This is a genomic window from Nocardioides sp. GXQ0305, assembly GCF_050880345.1.
GTDB lineage: Bacteria > Actinomycetota > Actinomycetes > Propionibacteriales > Nocardioidaceae > Nocardioides.
Genome location: NZ_JBNYXG010000015.1, coordinates 1 through 1,317, shown reverse-complemented (window position 1 = coordinate 1,317; position 1,317 = coordinate 1). Strand labels below are relative to the sequence as shown.

Annotated in this window: 1 protein-coding gene; it reads left to right on the top strand. The window is 68.6% G+C overall.

Going from position 1 to position 1,317, the window contains the following annotated elements; translation table 11 throughout:
• The first annotated feature begins 73 nt into the window (after window positions 1-73).
• Window positions 74-1,267, top strand: coding sequence for an IS481 family transposase (locus ACQ1X7_RS19740; RefSeq protein ID WP_432479950.1), 1,194 nt, complete (start codon window positions 74-76; stop codon window positions 1,265-1,267).
• Window positions 1,268-1,317 lie beyond the last annotated feature (50 nt).

Sequence of the window (1,317 nt, the reverse complement as noted above, 5' to 3'; positions counted from 1 at the left end):
GTGTTCGACTTCACGAGATAGTTGGCACCTGTCCCGCGACATGGTTGGCACCTAGCCATGGCGGAGGTGCCGGATGTCGCTCGCGGAGCTCGTCATCGTGTCGGTCAAGGTCGAGGGCCGTTCCAAGAGTGAGGTCGCCCGGGACTACCGGATCTCCCGCTACTGGGTCCAACAGCTGGTCAGACGCTACGAGGCCGAGGGCGAGGCCGCGTTCACACCGCGGTCACGAAGACCGCTGACCAATCCGCGGGCGATCAGCCTGGATCTGGAGGACTGGATCGTCCGGTTGCGCAAAGAGCTGTCCAAGAAGGGCCTGGACGCCGGCGCGGAAACGATCCGCACACATCTGCAGACCGCCGGTGCCCAGCGGGTGCCGTCGACCTCGACGATCTGGCGGGTGCTGACCCGTCGCGGGTTCGTCACCCCACAACCCAGGAAGCGACCCAAGGGCGCCGGACGACGGTTCGCTGCCGAGCAGCCCAACGAACGCTGGCAGGCCGACACCACCCACTGGCAGCTGGCCGACGGCAGTGGGGTGGAGATCCTCAACATCGTCGACGACCACTCCCGACTGGACCTGCTGTCCAAAGCCAGACCGACCACCACCGGCGCCGACGTGGTGGCCGGCTTCCGGACCGCATTCGGTCGCTACGGCATCCCCGCCAGCGTGCTCACCGACAACGGCGCGGTCTTCACCGGCAAACCCCGCGGTGGTGGCCGGGTCGCCCTCGAGATGGAGCTGGACCTGCTCGGCGTCCGGTTCCACCACTCCCGGCCCTACCACCCGCAGACCTGCGGGAAGGTCGAGCGGTTCCACCAGACCCAGAAGAAGTGGCTCGCCGCCCAGCCGGCCCCGGCGACCCTGGCCGACCTGCAACGCCAGCTCGACCGGTTCCGCCGCTACTACAACACCCTCCGGCCCCACCGCGCCGTGGGCCGCAGGCCACCCGAGCAGGCCTACCAGGCCCGACCCAAAGCGACCCCGGCCAAGCCCGCGATCCCCGTGCACTACCGGGTCCGCCGCGACAAGACCGACAGCGTCGGCGTCGTGACGCTGCGCTACAACAGTCAGCTACGCCACCTCGGCCTGGGCCGCGAGCACGCCCGCAAACGCGTACTGATCCTCGTCGCCGACCGCTACGTCCGCGCCGTCGACGCCGAGACCGGCGAACTCCTGCGGGAACTCAGCATCGACCCCACCAAGGACTACCAGCCACTCGGCCGACCACCCGGACCACCCAAAGGCCGACGCCTCAAGAAGCCCTGAAATGCAACGATGTCCCGCAACACCTGCCAACGGTGTCGCGGGACATCGCA